General features: G+C 43.5%; 7 protein-coding genes. All 7 read left to right on the forward strand.

The features are described from left to right. The first annotated feature begins 33 nt into the window (after positions 1-33). Positions 34-8,454, forward strand: coding sequence for a non-ribosomal peptide synthetase (locus GCU48_RS22185; RefSeq protein ID WP_208811893.1), 8,421 nt, complete (start codon positions 34-36; stop codon positions 8,452-8,454). 81 nt (positions 8,455-8,535) lie between these two features. Next, complete coding sequence (locus GCU48_RS22190; protein WP_152381478.1) at positions 8,536-17,988, forward strand: non-ribosomal peptide synthetase; 9,453 nt, start codon at positions 8,536-8,538, stop codon at positions 17,986-17,988. Between the two features lie 81 nt (positions 17,989-18,069). Next, a complete protein-coding gene (locus GCU48_RS22195) occupies positions 18,070-19,236 on the forward strand; it encodes an MFS transporter (protein ID WP_167518746.1) in 1,167 nt (388 codons plus the stop codon). 342 nt (positions 19,237-19,578) lie between these two features. Further along, complete coding sequence (locus tag GCU48_RS22200; RefSeq protein ID WP_049825018.1) at positions 19,579-19,923, forward strand: PadR family transcriptional regulator; 345 nt, start codon at positions 19,579-19,581, stop codon at positions 19,921-19,923. Further along, positions 19,916-20,470 carry a DUF1700 domain-containing protein gene (locus tag GCU48_RS22205; RefSeq protein ID WP_025715754.1) on the forward strand — a complete coding sequence of 185 codons (555 nt, stop codon included), beginning with the start codon at positions 19,916-19,918 and terminating at the stop codon, positions 20,468-20,470. The genes GCU48_RS22200 and GCU48_RS22205 overlap by 8 nt, the downstream gene beginning before the upstream one ends. A 286-nt stretch (positions 20,471-20,756) precedes the next feature. Further along, positions 20,757-21,182 (forward strand): MarR family winged helix-turn-helix transcriptional regulator, encoded by a 426-nt coding sequence (locus tag GCU48_RS22210; RefSeq protein WP_152381480.1) that lies wholly within the window; start codon positions 20,757-20,759, stop codon positions 21,180-21,182. A 31-nt stretch (positions 21,183-21,213) separates the two neighbouring features. Next, positions 21,214-23,142: a heparinase II/III domain-containing protein gene (locus GCU48_RS22215; RefSeq protein ID WP_152381481.1), complete on the forward strand. Its 1,929-nt coding sequence runs from the start codon at positions 21,214-21,216 to the stop codon at positions 23,140-23,142. Positions 23,143-23,154: the final 12 nt, after the last annotated feature.

Below are 23,154 nucleotides of genomic sequence, written 5' to 3' on the forward strand. Positions count from 1 at the left end.
GAAGTAATTATTATTGAAACGGGGTGCTTTACTTTGTCGGAATTCAAAACGCAGGAATTGTATTGGCAACAAGCATTTGACGAGGGAGAAACGATAGATACGCTGCCTTATTTTAAACCCACACCTGCAAATAGCAGTGACAGTACCGGGATGCGTCGCAGCGTTATTTCCACCTCTTTGTCTTCTGACGTATCTCAGCGAGTGAGAGCAATAGCTAACGGATCCGACATGGCGCTCTATATTATTCTGTTGTCTGGCATTCAATGTCTCTTTCACAAATATGCAGGCACAGAGACGATTATCTTAGGGACACCCTCCTTTGCCTTAGAAAATGACCTTTTTTTCAGCCATAAAAAAGTATTGGCTCTGAAAAGTAAAACGAACAAGCAAAGCACCTTCAAATCGTTATTACATCAAACGAAGCAAGCAATAAGGGGCGCTATTGATAATCAAAACGTTCCCTTCAGCAAGATCGTACAGCAATTAGACTTGCGTTATGATGAAAATAATCTTCCAATCATTCATACAATCGTTTCGCTAGATCAAATTCATACATTTGATTTTGATGAAGCGGTTGTCTTTGATACCGCATTTCGCTTTGATGCAGGGGAGGATCTCATTAACCTGAAGGTGCAATATAATGAGAAGCTTTATGATCAGGATTTTTTGCTTCAGATGACAGAGAATCTAAACTACATTTTGTCCGTCACTTTGAATGATTCCGAACTGGAAATTCATAGAATGGAAATCCAGTCAGGGCACGAAAGAAGCAAAATACTGGGTTTTAGTGGTGTGAAATCAGAAATTCCGCTGCAGATGACAATTCATCAATTGTTTGAGCAGCAAGTTAAGGAAACGCCTGAGCAAGTGGCGGTGGTGTATGAAAATCAAAAGATAACCTATCGTAAGCTGAACGAAAGAGCTAATCAACTCGCTCGAAGACTGAAGGAAGAGGGGCTGGAGGCAGAACAGCTCATTGGCATTATGACGTTCCGTTCTATCGAAATGGTGGTCGCGATACTTGCCGTGTTAAAAGCAGGCTGTGCCTATATACCCATTGACCCGGAGTACCCTGAGGAACGGATTCGTTATACGTTGGAGGATTCGGGCACCAAGATTTTATTACTGCAGCAGCATTTGCTGGATCGCATTTCTTTCCTAGGAAAATGTATCAATCTCAATGATGAATCATCTTACCATGAAGACGGATCTAACCTGGAAGTAAAGGTTTCTAGCAATGACTTGGCATATGTTATATATACATCGGGAACAACGGGCAAGCCGAAAGGAGTTATGATTGAGCATCTGGGGCCGTGCAATGTAAAAGCAACTTTTGGTCGCGCCCTGCAAATGAATGCGGAAGACAAAGTTGTTCAATTTGCCAGCTTCTCTTTTGATGCTTCAATTTGGGAAATCCTGATGGCGCTCTTCTTTGGAGCTACTTTATGTATTCCATCGAAAGAAGTCATTCTCGATTACCGTTCTTTCGAGAAATTTATAGATGAACATAAGGTTACAACAGCTTTGCTGCCTCCGGCGTATGCAGCCTATTTAAATCCTGACCATATGCCAGCTTTCAAGAAGGTACTGACAGGCGGGAGTGTTACACCTGTTGCATTAGCTAAACGATGGAGAGAAAAAACGTTTCATGTAAATGCTTATGGTCCTACAGAGGATTCGATGATAGCGACGCTCTGGCACAGCTATTCAGAACCTATGAACTATCAATCAATTCCTATCGGCAAAACGATCGATAATCATCATGCTTATATACTTAATCAGTCAAACCAACTGCTTCCTATCGGAGTAGCAGGGGAGCTGTGCCTGTCTGGAATCGGAGTTGCGCGTGGCTATTTAAATCGGCCGGAATTGACAAAGGAAAAGTTTGTGGAAAATCCATTTCAACCAGGGCAAAGAATGTACAGAACAGGTGACTTGGCCAGATGGCTGCCCGACGGCAATATCGATTATGTCGGTCGAATAGATCATCAAGTGAAAATCCGAGGCTACCGGATTGAACTAGGCGAAATCGAAGAAGCGCTGTTAAAAGTTGAATCAGTTCAGGAAGCGATCGTTGTAGTTAGGGAAGAAGAAGAAGGATCAAAACACTTATGCGCTTATTTTGTGGCAGAGCGAGCATTGTCTCTAGTAGAGATGCGAAATGATTTATCCAAAACGCTTCCCAACTACATGATTCCCGCCATGTTTCATCAAATGGAACAAATGCCGTTGACACCAAACGGTAAAATAGATCGCAAAGCGTTGCCTGTTATAAAAGAAAGTATGGGTGCGGGAACGCAGTATGTAGCCCCAAGAACTGAGGTGGAAGAGATACTGGTTTCTATCTGGAAAACGGTGTTAGGGGTATCCAAGATCGGAGTGCTGGATAATTTCTACGATCTCGGTGGAGACTCGATCAAGTTTATCCAGGTTTCTTCCAAGCTGTTTCAAGAGGGCTATCAGGTCGGAATGAAGGATTTATTGAGACATCCAACAATAGCGCAGTTAAGTCCTTATGTTGAACCTCTTGTTACAATTGCTTCACAAGAAGAGGTAACGGGAGAGCTAGCATTAACCCCGATTCAACAATGGTTTTTTGAACAAAAAATGAAGCATGTCCATCATTTCAATCAATCCTTCATGGTATATCGCGAGCAAGGCTTTGACGTATTTGTGCTTCGCAGGGTGATCCAGAGGATAGTCGAGCATCATGATGTACTTCGCTCGGTATATCGCCAAACGGAAATCGGGTACGAGGCATGGAACCTTGGGATAGAGGAAGGAGAGTTTTATAGCCTCAGCCTGATTGATCTGAGAGCAGAGGCGAATCCGACTGCTGCGATTGAGAAGAATGCGAACCAAATTCAGAGCAGTATCGACATTAGTCAAGGACCGTTGCTAAAATTGGGATTATTCCAATGTGCAGACGGTGATCACTTATTGCTGGCCATTCATCATCTGGTGGTAGATATGGTTTCATGGCGAATTCTGTTTGAAGATTTGAATACAGGATACGAGCAGGCGGCAAGAGGAGAAGAGATTCAATTCCCGTCAAAAACGGATTCTTATCAGGTTTGGTCCAAGCAATTGCTTGAGTACGCGTCCAGTAAGGAGATGGAGCAGGAAGTCGCGTATTGGATGGAAGTTGAATCTGCGGTCGGGTTGCTTCCCAAAGATTATCAGGTAGGCAATTCATTCATCAAAGATAGTCAACAAATATCCATAGAATGGTCAAAGCAGGAAACGGAACAATTGCTTAAACATTCGAACCGGGCCTATAACACAGAAATTAATGATCTTTTACTAACCGCACTTGGAATGGGAATTCACAAATGGATGGGCTTACAGGAAATCAAAGTGAATGTGGAAGGTCATGGAAGAGAACAAATTATTCCTAAGATTGATGTTTCTCGTACAGTAGGATGGTTTACAAGTCAGTACCCTGTTCTCCTGAAGCTGGACGGAGACGGAGACGTAGCTAAACAGATAAAGAGAACAAAAGAACAATTGCGAAAAATCCCGAATAAAGGAATTGGTTATGGCATCATGAAATACCTGTCTCCGTTTATTGAAGAAGGCAACTTTGGCAGAAAAGCAGAGACTAGCTTTAATTATTTGGGCCAGCTTGATCAAGATTTGCAAAATAACGGCTTAACGCTGTCGTCTTACTTTAGTGGAAGAGATTTCAACGATGACGAAACAAGGCTGTACGATTTGGATATCATCGGTGTGGTTTCTGGCGGCAAGTTGATGTTTTCAATAAACTACAGCGTAAATCAATATCGCAGAGAGACTTTGGAGCGGTTCGTTGAATGTTTGAGAACCAGCCTTCAGGAAATCATTGCTCATTGTACAAGCAAAGAAGATACCGAATTAACGCCAAGCGATATTTTGGTAAAAGGAATGACGATTGAGGAATTAAAGCTGCTGGAGCAGCAAACACGGCATATAGGAACAATCGAGAATGTCTATGAATTAACACCGATGCAGAAGGGCATGTACTTCCACAGCTTGTATGATCCCAACTCGGAAGCCTATTTTGAACAGGTCACATTCGATGTAAGAGGATCTTTAGATGCAGGAGCATTTGTTGCGAGTCTGGAAGCTTTGGTACAAAGACACGCCATCTTTAAAACGAACTTTTACAACGGTTGGAGAAATGTGCCATTGCAAGTTGTCTACCGGAACAAAGAGGTTGATTTTATTTATGAAGACTTGCGTGGAGACAATGACAGCATGAAAGCGGCCCTTATAGAAACACGCATGAAAGAAGATAAGCTGCGTGGATTTAACCTTAGTCAAGATGCGCTGTTGAGAATGACTGTTATTCGAGTGGAAGAAAAGAAATACCAGTTCATATGGAGTTTCCATCATATCTTGATGGATGGTTGGTGCATTCCTCTCTTCTTCAAGGAATTGCTTGATCAATATTATGCGAGTTTGCAGCAGAGAGAACCTGTACTGGCTGTTGTAACGCCGTACAGTGACTATATAGAGTGGCTGCAAAAGCAAGATCAGCAGGAGGCGTCAAACTACTGGAGTGACTATCTGGCTGGTTATGATGGGCAGACGATATTGCCACAAGCCAAAACGCCGCGCAATGACAAAGGCATCGTAGCAGAACATCTGCTTTGCAACTTTGGAAAAGAACTGACTCAGCAGATGCAACAGGTGGCAAGTCTCAATCAAGTAACTGTCAATACATTGATTCAGACGGCATGGGGAGTTCTGCTGCAAAAATATAACAACAGTGAAGATGTTGTTTTTGGAAGTGTGGTATCGGGAAGACCGACAGAAATTCCAGGAATCGAAAACATGATGGGTCTCTTTATTAATACAATTCCAGTGCGCATAAGATGTGGAGCGGAAGAACCACTGGCGGACGTTATGAAGAGAAATCAAGAAGCTTTCATAGCTTCCCGCCCATATGAAACCTATCCGCTCTATGAAGTGCAGGCGAAAATGGAGCAAAAGCAAAACCTGATCAACCATATTATGGTGTTTGAAAACTATCCGGTTGACCAAGAATTGAACCAATCGGGCCAGGACGATACTCTGTTGGAGATCACCAAACTCAAAGCAGATGAGGTAACAAACTATGATTTACATCTGATTGTGATCCCTGACAAAGAGATCAAGATTAATATGGGTTACAATGCGAAGCTGTTCGATCAAGCCAGTGTCAAGCAAATTTGGGGTCATCTGGTTCAAGTCATGGAGCAACTAGTCAATCATCCCCGGATCGGTGCAAAGGAAATCGAACTGCTGACGAAAGAGGAGAAGGACCAGATTCTCCATGTCTTCAATGATACGCAAACAGAATACGAGAGTGAGAAAGCGATTTGTCAATGGTTCGAAGAACAGGCCGAACGAACACCGGAATTCATTGCTGTTATAGGTGAGTACAAACAGCTTACATATCGGGAGCTGAATAGGCGGGCGAATCAACTGGCTTGGACACTCAAAGCCAAAGGAGTTCAAAAAGATCAACCCGTTGGAATCATGGTTGAACGCTCGGTGGATATGGTCATTGGCATCTTGGCTATTCTAAAAGCCGGCGGAGCTTATGTGCCAATCCATCCAGAGTTTCCACAAGAGCGGATCAGCTATATTCTGGAGGATTCAGGGGCTAATCTTCTGCTAGTACAGGAGCATTTGCAGGATCGTATTGTATTTGCCGGAAACCCCCTTCTCTTGGAAGATGAAAGCATATACAGCGACAATGATAGAAACTTGCCACATGTGCCGACTGACGCATTAGCGTATGTTATTTACACGTCTGGCACAACTGGCAAACCTAAAGGTGTCATGGTAGAACATAAATCGGTAGTCAATATCTTGCATCAACTGGAAAAGAAATATCCTATGGCAGTTACAGATTCGTATCTGTTGAAAACGAATTATACGTTTGATGTTTCCGTTTGCGAGCTGTTCGGCTGGTTCTTTGGACAAGGTAAATTAGTCATCTTAGAGCACGGATTGGAGAAAGATCCGGCGTCATTGGTTACCACCATACATGAGCAGCAGATTACTCATATTAACTTTGTCCCTTCTATGCTGCAAGCATTTCTAGTTTACATGGATGAGTTGGACGAAAGCGGTTATGAAAGAATTCAAGCATTGAAATATTTATTTGTTGCAGGAGAGGCGCTTTTGTCAAAGGCAGTTAAGAGATTTAAAGCAACTTCATTAACTGCGAAGCTAGAGAATATCTATGGGCCAACAGAATCAACGATCTATGCGTCGTATTATTCCACAGATGGGGAAATGGAAGAAACATCGAGCATACCTATTGGAAAACCGTTAGGAAATATAAAACTGTATATCATAGACCGTGCAGATCGCTTACAGCCTGTTGGTGTTGCCGGAGAACTTTGCATATCGGGAGAAGGATTGGCTCGGGGATACGTAAACCGTCCTGACCTAACAGCGGAAAAATTTGTACACAATCCGTTTGATCATGGTACGAAAATGTACAGAACCGGCGACTTGGCAAGGTGGCTGCCAGACGGCAATATCGAGTATTTGGGGCGTATTGATCATCAAGTCAAAATCCGCGGCTATCGAATCGAATTGGGAGAGGTAGAAGAGGCGCTTTTAAGAACAGAATATATTACAGAAACTGTAGTAATAGCTAGAGAAGATAAAGCAGGACAAAAGCAATTGTGTGCCTACTTTGTGGGGAATGTCTCAATAACGGTAGGTCAGTTGAGAAGAGAATTGTCTAAAGAGCTTCCTGAGTATATGATCCCGTCCTATTATGTGCAGTTGGACAAAATGCCGTTATCCTCAAACGGAAAAATTGATCGCAAAGCCTTGCCAGCTCCAGAAAGCAGTATGAAAACGGGCACGCCTTATGTTTCGCCGCGAACCCCTCTGGAGAAACGAGTGGCTGCTATCTTTGAAGAAGTTCTGGATGTTTCACAGATTGGTGTAAAGGATAACTTCTTTGACATTGGAGGCCATTCTTTACACGCAACAACTCTGGTATCCAAGTTTCATAAACAACTGGATGTTACTGTGTCTTTGCGAGAAGTGTTTCAATTCCCCACCATTGAGCAGTTAGCTGAAATCATTGATGGATTGAGAAAGGATAAGCATGCATCCATTCCTATTATTGAGGAGAGAGCGTACTACCCCGTTTCGTCTGCGCAAAAACGGATGTACATCCTTAATCAGCTTGAAGGTGGAGAGAATAGTTACAATATGTCAGGGGCTATGACAATTGAAGGAGAAATAGATCTCACGCGTTTAGAAGAAGCTTTCAAAGCACTGATCAAACGCCATGATTCTTTGCGCACAGGATTTGAGATCATCAATGGCGAGCCCATGCAGCGGGTGCATCATGAGGTATCATTCGACGTAGAGTACATGTTTGCCAACGAAAGGGAAGCAGCAGGCTTGGTTCAGCAATTTGTCCGTCCGTTTGATTTGAAGCAAGCTCCGCTCATGCGAATAGGATTGATTGAGCTTGGACGTACAAGATATGTGTTGCTGTTAGATATCCATCATATTATTTCGGACGGTGTCTCTATAGACATTTTATTGAAGGAATTCAGTCAGTTATATGAAGGCAAGGGGCTTCCTGCTCTTACTATACAATATAAGGATTATGCGGTGTGGCAACAATCCCAGCTTCAGTCCGAACAGATGAAAAAGCAGGAAGCGTATTGGCTGGATGTCTTTCGTGAGGACATTACCTTGCTTGATATGCCTACGAATTATGCGAGACCATCCGTTCGGAGCTATGAGGGTGAGATGCTAACGTTCGCATTTGATGAGCAAATGATCCACGCCATTAAGGAAATGGAGAAACAAACAGGCACAACCATGTACATGGTATTATTCGCCGCCTACAAGATTCTTCTATCAAAATACACCGGGCAAGATGACATTATTGTTGGAACACCAGTCTCTGGTAGAACCCATTCCGATGTGCAATCCATTGTTGGTCTGTTTGTCAATACGTTAGCGATACGGAACAAGCTGTCCGCAGATAAAACCTTTTACGAGTTTTTACATGAGGTAAAAGAAAACGTGTTAAGAGGATTTGAAAATCAAGACTATCCTCTAGAAGAATTGATTCAACAAGTAGCGATGAAAAAGGATAAAAATCGGAATGCTTTATTCGATACGATGTTCTCCTATTTGAATACCGAGAATTCACAGATTCAAATTGATTCCTTCCGTATGAAACCCTTTGATCAAGAGCACGTGACTTCTAAGTTTGATTTCACATTGTACGTGTTTGCCAATCAACATGAGGTGACTGGTGGCATCGAATATTGCACCAAACTGTTTAAGAAATCATCCATGGAGCTTATGGCAAAACATTTCATGTCTATTTTAACGGTTGTTTCTCAAAATCCTTACATTCCAATCAAGGATATTGAGCTAGGTGAAGAGTTAACAGCCAGTGACAATTCGATAGAGTTAATCGAGCTGCATTTATAGTTCAGGGTTGTTTTATACGGAGTGCACAAACGCTGATGTGCACTCCGTACTACAAAAGTCAAATCATATGAGGAGAGAGTTATGTCCATATATCAGCCGCAGGAAGTATATTTAAACCGTACATTTGATATTGATGACAATATTAGTTCGCTACCTTATTTTAGAGCCAAGAAAAAGGATAGATCGGACCATTCGCATAACAGGAAACCTTACATTTCTTGTACATTTCCGTCTGCTTTATCACAAAGGATCATGCAAGTCGCCAACAAGTCGAATATGGCTATCTATTTACTTTTGTTGACGGGCGTTAACTGCTTGCTTCATAGATATACTGGCGAGAACAATGTCATTATTGGAGTTCCTCCAAGTAAAGAAAAAGCTGATCACTCTCATTTAAATAATGTAATTCTCTTGAAAAATAACGTGGACGATACAAGTACGTTTATCTCCTTGTTCAATCAAGTGAAGTTATCTTTGAGTGAGGCAATGAAATATCAGAACATTCCCTTCCATAAAATGGTTAGTTATCTCAACGTAGAATTAGATGCCAACCATCTCCCCATCATAAATACAATGGTCTCACTGAATGAAATTCATTCTACCGATTATAGTCAGGACGTACATTCAGAGGTTATATTTCAATTCTATATAGAAGACAATCTGATTCACTTGAAATTGATCTATGACGAAAATCTTTACGATAGCGTGTACATGTCGCAAGGAGTAGAACATCTTACAAACATACTTTCTGTAATTTTGTATCAAACAGAAGTAGAATTCCAACAACTGGAAGTACTGTCGGAGCCAGAAATCAATCAGTTGCTTGTTGAATTCAATAATTCAGTAGCCGAATATCCCTGGACAAGCATTAATACTCTCTTTGAAGAACAAGTGGAGCGGACGCCTGAACATGTAGCAGTTGTGTTTGAAGACAAGCACCTGACTTATCGTGAACTCAATGGGCGCGCCAATCAATTGGCACGAACATTGGTAGCTATGGGCGTAGAGAGAGATCAACTGGTTGCGATCATAACGGAACGCTCAATCGAGATGGTTATTGGAATGCTGGCGATTCTAAAAGCCGGCGGTGCGTATGTGCCAATTGATCCAGACTATCCGACAGAACGTATCCAATATATGCTCGATGATTCTGGCACAGCTATTTTATTAATTCAGCATCACCTGCAAGAGAGTGTCACGTTTACTGGCAGTACCATCATACTTGATGATGAAAAAACTTATCAAGCAGGGGATTCTAACCTAGGTGTTATGACGGAGCCGTATGATCTTGCCTACGTGATTTATACCTCCGGGACAACCGGAAAGCCAAAAGGTACTTTAATCGAGCATAAAAATGTCGTTCGCCTGTTATTTAACAGTAAAAGTTTGTTTGATTTTAACGCTTCTGATATATGGACGATGTTTCATTCCTTTTGTTTTGATTTCTCCGTATGGGAAATGTACGGTGCACTGCTTTATGGCGGAAAACTAGTTGTCGTTCCTCAGATGACGGCAAGAAATCCGAAACAGTTCCTGGAATTATTAAAAGCCCAAAAGGTTACTATATTAAATCAGACCCCAACTTATTTCTACCAACTGATTCAGGAAGAGATGAAGGAATCCAGTAAAAATTCAGAGATAAGAAGTATTATTTTCGGTGGAGAGGCACTTAGTCCATTGTTATTGAAAGAATGGAAGGAAAAATACCCATCCACACAGCTTATTAATATGTATGGAATAACGGAAACAACGGTTCACGTCACGTACAAGCAAATTTCAGAAGTTGAGATTGCTGATGGGAAAAGTAATATTGGAAAGCCAATTCCAACATTAAAGGCATATATACTTGATAAATTCCTGCGACTTCAACCTGTGGGAGTACAAGGAGAACTATATATTTCGGGCGATGGTTTGGCCAGAGGCTACTTGAACAGACCTGGCTTAACTGCCGAGAGGTTTGTTGATAACCCGTTTGAACAGGGCAAAAAGATGTATAAATCGGGAGATTTGGCTCGACTGTTGCCGGACGGAAACCTGGAATATGTAGGACGCTGTGATCACCAAGTTAAAATTCGTGGGTATAGAATCGAGTTGGATGAGGTGAAAACAGCGGTACTGAAAATAGAGTCCGTCCAAGAGGCAGTAGTTGTCGCACGGGAAGGCGAAGATGAATTAAAGCAATTATGCGCCTACTATGTAGGGGTTCATCCAATATCGATTGAGCACATGAGAGAAAGATTGCGACAAGAGCTCCCTTCTTACATGGTTCCTTCACACTTTGTGCAGCTTAGTCGCATGCCTTTAACATCGAATGGGAAGGTCGATCTTAAATCACTGCCGTCCCCAGAAAAAAACTATCAACCGGGAACGGCGTACGCAGCGCCTCGAAACACGGTTGAAGAAATCATAGTGGCGGTGTGGCAAACGGTATTAGGTGTAACGAGAGTAGGTGTTTTTGATAATTTCTTCGATCTTGGGGGTGACTCAATAAAATCGATTCAAGTTTCTTCGAGATTGTTCCAAGCTGGTTATCGTGTGGAAATGAAGCATTTATTCAAGCATTCAACCATTGCCGAATTAAGTCCTTATGTGGAGCGGATCAATAGAGTAGCAGAACAAGGAGATGTAACTGGACAGCTAATGCTAACACCAATCCAGCGTTGGTTCTTGGAAAACACAGATAAGGATGCTCACCACTTTAATCAAGCGTTAATGTTATATCGCAGGGAAGGTTTTGATGAGCCTGCTCTTCGAAAGGTTTTGAAGAAGCTCACTGCGCATCACGACGTATTCCGCACAGTCTATCGTAAAACAGAGCATAGCGTTGAAGCTTGGGCGTATCCAAATGAAGAGCGAGAGCTGTACAGTCTTGAAGTGATCGATGTACACTCGGTTGCGGACCCAGCCAAAGTCATTTCAAATAAATCAAGCCAGATTCAAGGAAGTATTGATGTAAGTGAAGGACCACTAATGAAGCTGGGGTTATTTACTTGTGCAGATGGAGATCACCTGTTAATCGCTATTCATCATATGGTTGTAGACGGGGTTTCTTGGCGAATTTTACTCGAAGATATCAGTTCGGGCTATGACCAGGCGTTAGCGGGCAAAGAAATTCAACTGCCTCAAAAAACAGACTCCTTTAAATTATGGGCCGAACAATTGTCCCAATATGCAAACAGTGAGGAATTGAAACAAGAACTTGCCTATTGGAAGCAAATCGAAGAGGTTGAAACAGGTCCGCTGCCAAAGGATTACGACCAGGACTACGGACTCGTCAAGGACAGCGAAACCATCACGATAGAATGGACCGCGCAAGAAACGGAACAACTGGTAAAACAAACACATCGCGCGTATCACACGGAAATCAACGATCTGTTGTTAACGGCACTAGGAATGGCGGTACACAAATGGACGGGCATGGAACAAATAGTTGTCAATCTGGAAGGACACGGCAGGGAACAATTACTTCCTGAACGGGACATTACACGGACGGTAGGGTGGTTTACCAGCCAGTATCCAGTTGTCCTCCAAATCGAAGCTGATCAGGACATCTCCAAGCATATCAAGAGAACCAAGGAAGGACTGCGCCAAATCCCGAACAAGGGTACAGGTTATGGCATTCTCAGGTACTTATCGGAGCTGCCAAAAGAAGAAGTCTTCAAGGGTCAACCAGAGATCAGCTTCAACTATTTAGGACAATTCGACCAAGATTTGCAAAACAACGATATACAAATGTCGCCTTATTCGGTTGGCGATTCCATAAGTCAAGCACACCGAAGACTATATGCATTAGATCTGAATGGTATGATATCAAACGGAAAACTGTTGCTGTCCATAAGCTATAATGGAAAACAATATAAAAGAGAAACAATGGAAGTCTTGTCAGAGCTCATGAAAGCAAGTATGCAGGAAATTATTGCGCATTGTGTAACAAAAGAGCAGCCTGAGCTGACACCGAGTGATCTTTCCGTAAAGGGAATGACAATAGCCGAACTGGATAATCTGTTAGAGCAAACACAGCACCTAGGTGCCATAGAGAATATATATCCTTTATCCCCTATGCAAAAAGGAATGCTGTTTCACAGTTTATTAGAACCGAATTCCAGTGCGTATTTCGAGCTGGTGACGTTTCATGTAAGGGGGAATTTGGATGTAGCAGCATTTGAAAAAAGTGTAGAGGCTTTGGTACAAAGACATGCTGCATTTCGAACGAATTTCAATAACCTTTGGAATCATTCACCCTTACAGATTGTATACCGGGATAAGAAAATAGAATTTACTTACAAGAATTTGCGCGATGCTACTGAACAGCAAGTTGAGGAATTCTATGAAGGTTATTTGAAAGAGAATAGCTTCAGGGGATTTGATCTTTCCCGAGATTCATTAATGCGAATGCTTATCTTGCGAACGGATGACCAAACCTATCGTTTTATTTGGAGTTTTCATCATATCGTCATGGATGGCTGGTGCATGCCGCTGGTTATCAGAGAACTCTTTGATCATTATTACGCCATTCAGCAACAAAAACCATTGGAACAGGACATTCCAACGCCCTATAGCCACTACATTGAATGGTTGGTTGAACGGGATCAGGCTGAAGCTTCAAGGTACTGGAGTGAATATCTGAAAGGTTACGAGGAACAGACCGTATTGCCGCTTGAAAAGTCTCTCTATTCAGACGAAGGGTATGTTTCGAAAAAGGTAATTTGTCAGTTTGGAGAAAAACTGACGCAACAGATCAAGCAGGTGGCGGGCTCGAATCAAGTAACCGCCAATACTCTGATACAGACGGTTTGGGGAATTCTACTGCAGAAATACAACAACAGCCATGATGTGTTGTTTGGCAGTGTTGTATCGGGAAGGCCAGAGGGGATACCAGGCATAGAAAGCATGATTGGGCTATTTATTAACACCATTCTCGTACGCGTTCAATCGGAAGAACATACAACATTTGCAGAGTTGCTCCAAAAGACTCAGGATCTGGCTTTGGCCTCTCATCAGTACGAAACGTATCCGTTATATGAGATACAAAAACAAACGGAGCAAAAGCAAGATCTGCTCTCACACATCATGGTATTTGAAAACTATCCGGCAGGTGAACAACTGGAAAGCATCGGGGATTCGGATGAAAACCTTTTACGAATTGAACATGTAGAGGTAGCGGAGCATATCAATTACGATTTTAATTTGATTGTTTTGCCTGGTGAGCAGATGGAAGTTCATTTTGGTTACAATGCCAATGCTTACGATCGCGAAAGTGTGGAGAGAATCAGTGGTCACCTGGTCCGTATCCTCAAGCAAGTTGTGCAAAATCCTCAGGTAGCTATAAAAGAGATAGAGGTAGTCACTGAAGAAGAGAAATCCGTCATTCTCAAGCGATTCAACAATACGAGAGCGGAATATCCGAGTGAGAAGACCATTCACCAGTTGTTTGAAGAACAGGTTGAACGGCTGCCGGAGCAAATAGCGCTTGTATGTGAAGGCAAGCAGCTCACGTATAAAGAGTTAAACCAGAAAGCCAATCAATTAGCTCGCAAATTAATAAACGAAGAGCTGCAGTCAGAGCAGATCGTCGGCGTTATGACGGAACGTTCATTTGAGACGATTATCGGATTACTTGCTGTGTTAAAGGCTGGTGGGGTCTATCTACCTATTGATCCGGAATACCCGGAAGAGCGTATCCGCTATATGCTGGAGGATTCTGGTGCAAAATTACTGTTGCAGCAGAATCACTTACAAAAGCCTGCTTCTTTTTCTGGTCAGATACTGGATCTTAATGATAGTGGTTCCTATGTTGCAGAAGGAACCGATTGTGGTAAAGTCGTTGATCCAAATCACTTGGCATATGTGATTTACACCTCTGGTACAACAGGCAAGCCGAAGGGAGTAATGCTTGAGCATCGCGGCATATGCAATTTAAAAAGGTATTTCCTTGAAACTTTGCAGTTGAGCCAAAACGATAGAATAGTTCAGTTTGCAAGTATATCTTTTGACGCTTCGATTTGGGAAATCGTTAGTTCTTTATTCTTAGGTGCAACCCTGTATATCCCGACCCAGGCGGAAATTCTAGACTACCGTTTATTCGAGCAGTTCATCAGCAAGCATGGCATTACGACAGCGACGCTGCCTCCGTCTTATGTGATCTATTTGGACCCTAATCAAGTTCCTTCCTTACAGAGATTAGTCACAGCAGGCTCTGCTTCTTCAGACGAGTTGGTCAATAAATGGAAGGATTCAGTCGTATACTTTAACGCATACGGTCCTACGGAAGATTCTATTTGCTCGACTACGTGGGAATACACAACTAGCGCAACGAATGAAAAAATCATTCCTATTGGTCGTCCTATCCATAATCATCGGGCTTATATCATGGATAAATCGTATACATTACTGCCCGTTGGTGTGGCTGGCGAATTATGCATAGCAGGAGTAGGATTGGCGCGCGGATATCTGAATCGCCCGGATTTGACAGTGCAGAAGTTTGTGAAGAACCCTCTGGTTCCAGAAGAGCGTATGTACAAGACGGGGGATCTGGCGCGATGGTTGCCTGATGGAAGTATTGAATATGTGGGACGAATCGACAATCAGGTCAAAATCAGGGGTTACCGGATTGAGCTTGGAGAAGTGGAAGCAGCCCTTGTAAGGATGGAATCCATTCAAGAGGCGGTGGTAGTTCCGATCGAGGGAGGGGATGGATCGAAGCAATTATGTGCCTATTTGGTAGCAGTTCAATCTGTCCCAGCAGCACAATTAAAAGAAGTACTGGCGCAAGAACTCCCGCCCTACATGATCCCATCTTTCTTTGTATTCATAGAGAAGATGCCGCTGACTCCAAATGGAAAGGTTGATCACAAAGCGTTGCCTGATCCGAAAAGCCATGTCGACAGGGGAACAGAGTACGCCTTTCCTAGAAATGAAATAGAGGAGGTATTAATCTCCATTTGGCAGGTTATTTTGGGTGTTGCTGATGTTGGTATCCTGGATAATTTTTTTGATCTGGGAGGAGATTCGATCAAATCCATTCAGGTATCGTCAAGACTGCTTCAGACGGGTTACCAAATGAAAATGAAGCATTTGTTTAAATATCCAACGATAGCTCAATTAAGCCCGTACATCGAGCCAATCACCAGAACGTCTGAGCAAGGAGAAGTAACAGGAAAAGTACCATTAACACCGATTCAGCGCTGGTTATTCGAGCAAAAGATGACGGAGCCGCACCATTTCAATCAATCATTTATGTTCTATCAGCCTCAAGGTTTTGATGAGACTTTGCTTCTTGGCGTCATGCAGAAAATTGTTGAGCATCATGATGCGCTCCGTATGGTTTTCTGTCTGGGAAAAGACGGATACGAAGCAGTTAATCTTGGAGTCAAAGACAGTAAATCCGTTAGTATGGAAGTTATTCCATTGCGTGATGAGAAGAATCTTGCGATCGAGATAGAGAGAAAAGCAAGCCAGATTCAAAGCAGTATGGATTTGCAGGTCGGTCCATTGATAAAGCTTGGTTTGTTCCAATGTGCGGATGGCGATCATCTACTAGTAGCCATTCACCATTTGGTTGTAGACATGGTATCATGGCGAATCCTGTTTGAAGATATCCGTACAGGTTATGAACAAGCAATAAATGGACTTGACATTCAGTTCGCTCCGAAAACAGATTCCTTTCAGTTATGGGCAGAAAAAATGAAGCAGTACGTGGAAGCGGGAGGAATGGAGCAAGAGTACGAGTACTGGAGAGAAATCGAACAGGGTAAGACGAAGGCGCTGCCCAATGATTATGCCGAAGACGACCTGCTTATGGAAGATAACGAGAACATCACGCTCCTGTTTACGAAAGATGAAACGGATCAATTATTAAAGCAAATCAATCGCACATATCAGACAGAAATAAACGATCTTTTACTCACTGCATTGGGGATGGCCATTCATTCCTGGACAGGGGTCGAAAACGTTTTGGTAAATTTAGAGGGGCATGGACGCGAACAAGTGATACCAGATATCGATATATCACGTACAGTGGGATGGTTTACTAGTCAATATCCGGTTGTTATCCCGATAAAAGCTGGAGAAGATGTATCGACATGGATTGGAGCGACCAGAGAAGCGCTGCGTAACGTTCCGAATAAAGGAATTGGATACGGAATGATTCGATATCTAACGGCATCTTCTCAGCACATGTGGAACATAAAGCCGGAAATTGGTTTTAACTATCTGGGGCAATTTGATGAAGACTTACATAATAATTCACTGCAGCTATCCCCGTATTCCGGCGGTGTAGCGGTAAGCCCTAGTCATCCGAAGCCTCATGTGCTTGATATTAACGGCTTAATCTCTAACGGACAATTGTTGCTCGACATCAGCTACTGTCAGAAGCAGTATCGCAGAGAAACGATCGAGGGCTTGGCGGAACAGCTTCGGACGAGCTTGCATGCAATCATTGAGCATTGCTTGTCCAGAGAGCAGGTAACGGTTTATGCGTCTGAGCTCAGGGGGCCTGTGGACGCAAGGGAAGTCACGGAATTTGCAGATCAAATTTTTAACGATGAATATCTGGCAGACGTTCCAGGTTGCACCTTTGTTGTAGTTAGAGGTAATCAGGTTCTTCTCAACAAGTCGTACGGCTATGCTGATGTAGAGCATAAGCGAAAGATGGATGCTGAGAAAACGCCCATGAGAGTCGGTTCTATAACAAAGTTATTTACTTCCACCGCGATTATGCAGCTAATTGAGCAAGGAAAGATCAACTTGCATGAAGATATTCGGGCATATACCGATGATATTGATATTCCTCGAAAACATCAGGTTCCATTGACTGTAGGACATCTGATGAGCTACACGTCAGGGCTTGATTTCACAGCGGGAATCAGCCAGAGAAGGTATGATCCAACTGCTTCTTTGAAGGAAATGATACAACAGAGCGGGTTGGTAGCTGTGCATACGCCAGGAGAGCATTACAAATACGATAATTTCTCCTATGCACTGCTAGGACATATCATAGAGAAACAAACGGGTGTCGCTTTTCATCAATATGCGAAAGAGAAGATATTGCTGCCCCTTGGTATGAATAACAGCAGTTTCCATACGGCTCTTAACTCAAGTCTCATCCTTGCTACCGGCTACGATATGAGTAATGCGTCTGTCCCGTTTCATGAGTTGCACCATGTTGATTATGCGGCAGGCAACATGATCTCAACGGGCAGTGATATTGCTGCATTTATGATGGCTATCTTGCAAAAAGGGATACTCGGCAATACTAGAATCCTGCATCCAGATTCCATCAATCAGATGTCTACAGGTAATCCTGTATCAAATTCCGCATTCCCACGCAGTGGTTTTGGCTTTGAAATGAATATGCATCCTGACTACGTAAATAAAGGTATTAGGAGCAAGAGCGGAGACCTTCATGGCTTTCAAGCATTACTGTGGTTGCTGCCGGAAGATAACGTGGGTGCGTTTTTCGTTTGCAATAAAAGTAATGGTAATAGAATGGAGATTTTTGAGGCTTTCATGAAGCGTTTCTACTCTTCCTATTGAGAATGAAACTGGGCGTGTAGGATAAAAGAAGCTACATGTGGACGATTACGTTACTAGCCGTAAATCGTCCTTTTTTTGCCAATGATTGTTCTTTCCCCCCTTGCAGGTGTTCTAATCGATCGGTGGAACCGAAAAGCAGTTTTTGTCGTCACCAACATGATTTTGGTATTGATCCTGCTGCTGCTGACGGCACTGATGGCTTCGGATCAACTCCAGCTTTGGCATATTTACGTAACGGCTTTCTTCCACTCCTGCTGCACCACGTTCCGCAATCCAACACTTAACGCTACGCTGGGCATGATGGTTGACAAGGAGAAAATGGCCAGAGTCAATGGTTTGACTCAATCTTTAAATGCTACAGCCTTCATCTGTGGTCCCTTAATCGGTGCGATATTGATGGGCCTTCACGGAAGTGCAACCTTGTTGCTGATTAATGCCGCTACCTTCTTAATTTCAGCTGTTGGTGCCCTGGTAGTCGCTATTCCTAGCCCGCCTAGAAGTGGAATAAAACTAAACGTATATAAAGAGATCAAAACGGGTGCGCAGTTTCTTTGGCAAAAACCGACACTTGTTTCATTAATTGCATCCAGCACGGTTTTCAACTTGTTTGGGTCTTTTCTCGTTGTACTCCTGATTCCCATGTCGTCAACTGTATGGAAATATAATCCGGATGCGTCTGTTCTATTACGAATGTTTGAGATAGTAGGGAGATCATCTGGTAATCTGCTTGATGCGCAGATTAGCGGGACTATGCAAGCCGTACTTTTTTTAGGTTCCATTTCAGGCGGTTTGTTGATTGCCAGTTGGGGAGGTTTTAAAGAACGAATTTGGAATGTTGTCGTCGCTTTGCTGCTAGCAATTGTTTTTGAAGCTTGCGTGTCGGTGAGCAACATCTGGATTGCCGCTGTGTCGTTATTCCTCACTGGTCTTGCCGGGCCTCTTTGCAATGCAACTGCTCAAGCTATCTATCTTAGTAAAACCCTCCCGGAGTTGCAAGGCCGAGTATTGTCGCTGATTTCGCTACTGGCTCAGCTTACTTATCCGGTGGGGCTGTACATCGTTAGCGTATTAAGTGACTTCTTGAATCCAAGTCAGTTGCTGTTCGGAGCGGGAAGCTTGAGTTTCGTATGCTGCACCTTATTTTTTATCTTTTCTAAAGTACGCTATGTCGATCAGGAAGTGCCTAATCACGATGTGGACAATGTGAGTAAGCAGGCGACAGAACAGCGCAATGTTCAAGCTAATTAGTTCTAATCATGTTGTTTAGCGGTTAACTGACATTCCCCCCACGTTTGTCGGCAACCAAGCGTGGGGCATATTTGGGGAAAGCAAGCTTATCGAAACGGCATAAGATAAAACATCGGGCAGAAGCTTGAATAAGTATTATGCAGAAGAAGGTACCTTGCATAACACAATAGTGTATGATAAGATGTTAAAAAAGGTTTATTTTATCATCCAATCCAATTAAATACTGAGCTTCGCGTTGCCCTATGCTTAGGTAATGTCTGTTTGAACCAACGATTTCCCGGATGCAAACGACTGTCAAAAAGCAGCAGGTTTACATTGTCGAAAAGAGGTGAACACGGAGTGATGGAGTGGACTTCTCAGATAAGGAGAGGAATTCTCGAGCTATGTATTCTTCACTTAATTGAACAAAAAACAAGGTATGGATACGACATCTTGCATATTTTTCAACAATGGGGATCTCTCACTATTACAGACGGAACGATATATCCACTCTTAAGAAGATTGCAAAAAGAAAATTATATTGAGTCTTATTGGCAGCAGTCTAATTCAGGTCCGCCTAGAAAGTACTATAGGATTACCCCGTATGGAGTAAAATTAATGAATGAAATGACAAATGAGTGGGAATCAATCGTATCAGCCATCAATGATATTAAAAGCGGTAATTATAGGGAGGAAAAAAATGGATAAGAAACTTAGTTCTACAGCAGAAAAATATTTAAGAGAGCTAAATGATTATCTGCATAAACTACCAAGAGATGAACGAGAGGACTCTGTTAACGAAATCCGAAGCCATATTGAGGAAGGTTTACGTAAAGGGTACGAAGAACAGGTTATTTTCAAAAATTTAGGAAAACCCTCCGATTTAGCTAGATCTTTTATTTGGGGGGGGTACCTGAAACGGAATTCATCAAACCCGTTGGCAATATTGGGGAAGATAGGATTCTATTTTTCTGCAAGCTTCATAAGCATGTTTGTCATTCCTATTTTCACTACGTTAAGCATTGGATTTGCAGTTGGTTCTCTGCTAGCAGTTTTCGGAGGTTTAGCACGTACTTTTGGCGCAAATTGGGCGAATATGTCTTGGTTTGGCATGGAAGTTCCTAGACTGCTTAGTTTCCCCGTCTCCTTGCTAGTGGGAATGCCACTCATGTTGTTAGCTTGGGGAAGTTGGTTTTTTCTGATTAATTACATGAAATATTTGACAACAAAACATCGGAGAATACGGTTCCGTTAAAGGAATATGCAAAGAGATCAGAGATAAAATGAAATCCCGAACTAAAGAGTCAGTCAAGGTGAAGCCACACTTCGACACCTTGACTGACTTTTATTCTAATCGTGAGCGTCAAATGGCCCCCGCTACCTCGGTTATGCTGTAGTTTATTTTTCTTCATCTGACAGTCGGCGGGAGGCGAGTCTGACCAGGGCAGGAAGGATTTAATCGCTTCGGCATCAAACGAACCGGAAATCTGCGGAAACTGCTCGAAGACAAACGATATGAGAAAAACGGGTAGGGGAAGTGAATGATATTGCAAGAGAGCGATCAATTTGTAAGTCCGGAACGATCCATGAGATTGTTCTCCACAATGTATAAAACAAACCATTTAATAGTTAAAGAAGTTGAGGAGCAGCTGCAGTTCTTTAATTTAACTCTTGGAAAGTTGTACCTGCTTATATCGCTCAAGCGTCTTGGAAAGACTGCTCAGCCCTCTGAGCTTAGCGATGCTTTATCCTTAACTAGAGCCAATATAAGTGGTTTGCTGAATACGTTAGAAAGTAATTGTCTCGTGAGTCGCAGGGTAGATAGTTCTAACCGCAGACGGATTCTCGTACAGATGACGGATGTAAGTGAGAAGTTGTTGGAGAATGTTTTGCCTGTATATGTGCAAACGCTATCAAAACGCATACAAGCAAGATTATCTGACAAAGAGCAAGACCAACTGATTTGAAACGAATGCTTCTTATGGGGAGGAAATACGAATGAGTCTTCTGAAGGAGGCTTGGCCTGCTTCGCGGCTCGTTATGGTGCTGTCTGACGGGGTGCAGGACACAGCAAGGCAACGGTTAAGGAGTGAATGGACAAAAAGGCTGCGTGCAACTGTCGCTGAACCGGTATACGCCGAGCTTTGGATGGACATCGAACGTGTCTGTAAGAATAGCCGGGAAACACCTTGGCCTGAGCCCTCATTACCCCTGTTTCAACAATTTGCACATATGGGAGAACGCAAGCCGTATGAGGATGTGTACTTTGAACGGCGTGGACGACTGGCTGCCTTGGTGCTGGCAGCTGTTGCCGATTCGGAGCCATGGCGGTTGAAAGAGGTGGAAAACGGCCTGCTGGAAATATGTCAGGAGTACACATGGGCGCTTCCTGCACATGTCAGGGAAGAGGACACGGTGACACCACCTTGGCAGCAGGTGGATTTATTCGCGTCCGAAACAGCGCAGATGCTGGCTGAAATTCTATTGCTGCTTGGCGAGGAACTGAACGGACATGTGGTTGCAGGGGTACGTGAAGAGGTCGAGCGCCGGGTGCTCGAGCCTGTTTTTTGGCAGCCTCGCCATTTCGAATGGGAGACAGCAGAGCATAACTGGGCGGCCGTATGCGCTTCCGGGTGCGGAATCGCTGCATTGCTGCTGGCGGAAGACAGTCAGGGCAAAGCGGTAGCAATCGAGAAAATGCTCGGGACGCTGGATTACTTCCTGGAAGGCTACGGGGAAGATGGGGGGTGCCCTGAGGGCGTTGGCTACTGGGTGTACGGCTTTGGTTATTTCATTTATTTTGCCGATATGCTGCGTGCGTTTAGCGGGGAAGCCGTAAATATTCTAACCTCGGAGAAGATTGGGGAAATCGCCGCCTTTGCGGAACGGGTGCATCTGTCGGATGGCATTTTTGCCAATTATTCGGACAGCAGTGAAACCGAACGCCTGCCCTCTGGTCTTGTCTCTTATTTGAATGATTTGCAAGGGCGACGATCGGCCCTCCCTTTTCATGTATCTGGTCTGCTGGAGGACCCTTGTCGTCGCTGGGCTCACGTATTGCGCAACCTGGTATGGACAAATCCTTTGGCCTTTGGAAGCGGTGAGGCAGCCGTCGATTATTTGCCACAGCTAGGATGGATGATGTGCCGTAGCCGTAGCTCTAGCCATAGTTCTAGCCATGGCAGAGCTGCAAGGACAAAGGCTGGATCAGGCGCAATGCTTGCATTTTCAGCCAAGGGTGGGCATAACAATGGACCTCACAACCATAACGATCTTGGACATTTTATTCTTCATGGCGATGGCGAAAATCTGCTGTGTGATCTGGGAGCGGGCTTGTATACGAAAGCCTATTTTTCACCGGGACGAGAGTCGATCGTCAATATATCCTCGGGCGGTCATTCCGTGCCCGTAGTCAATGGGACCATGCAGCAATCGGGTGCAAGAGCAAAGGCGGTTGTACTCGATATTGCTGTGGATGAACAGAAGGAGGCCCGGACGGGTACAAGGTTAAAGCTTGATTTGACATCTGCGTATCCGGCAGAAGAATTAACGGTTTTCACCCGCTCCTTTGCATGGACTGTGCTGGAGGGAAACGAGGGAGCAAGGCTTACCATCACCGATCATTTTGAGTTTGAATCGTCCGGCGTGAGTATGAAGCCATGGGATGTGGAGGAGCTTTTGATCAGCCGTTTTCAGCCCATGACAGGAGCGGGCTTCGTGGAATGGCAGGGCACGAAGGCTGCGGTCAGGCTGGATTATGATGCCAATATGCTTCGTCCAAGGATAGAGGCTGTGAAGCATGTGGATCATGACGGAGTATCCTTTGTATTTTATAAAACATCGCTGAAATGGTCTTCAGATCGCTGGAACGGTTCTGCAAGCGTAGATTGCAATCTGTTTTTTATCATCTATCAATCTTCATGTTAATGGGAGGCAGAC

This window comes from Paenibacillus brasilensis (assembly GCF_009363115.1).
Taxonomy (GTDB): domain Bacteria; phylum Bacillota; class Bacilli; order Paenibacillales; family Paenibacillaceae; genus Paenibacillus; species Paenibacillus brasilensis.